The organism is Paenibacillus forsythiae T98 (assembly GCF_000520735.1).
GTDB classification, from domain to species: Bacteria; Bacillota; Bacilli; order Paenibacillales; family Paenibacillaceae; genus Paenibacillus_AQ; species Paenibacillus_AQ forsythiae.
Map to the genome: position 1 here is coordinate 1 of NZ_ASSC01000299.1, position 398 is coordinate 398.

Consider the following 398-nt stretch of genomic DNA (forward strand, 5'->3'; position numbering starts at 1 on the left):
GGAGAGCCTGCCGGGAACCGGAGGAACAATATGACCGGGAGGAGGGGAAGGCGTGAGTTTGCCAATTAGTCGGGAGATCCACACTCCGCTTGGGAGCCTGAACGTGATCCGCGCCGATTCCGGGATGACCGGAGAGGTGCTAAGGCTGCTTCGGGAAGCGGCTCAGTGGATGCGCGATAACGGCCTTACCCAGTGGAGACCGGAGCAGTTTGAAGAAGAGGAAATACGGAATTACTTTAAGGAGCGCGAGGTCTATATCGCCATGCACGGTGACACGGCCGCAGGGATGTTCACGCTGCAATCCGGAGATCCGCAGTATTGGGGAAGGCGGAATAACGAGTCCTTCGCTTATCTCCACAGGCTGGCGGTGGCGATGCCCTTCCGTGGCGCCGGTCTTG

At 59.3% G+C, this 398-nt stretch carries 1 pseudogene; it reads left to right on the forward strand.

Annotation, left to right across the window (positions count from 1 at the left end):
• Nucleotides 1-52 precede the first annotated feature (52 nt).
• Nucleotides 53-398, forward strand: a pseudogene (locus L692_RS0109755) (GNAT family N-acetyltransferase); the annotation flags it as partial.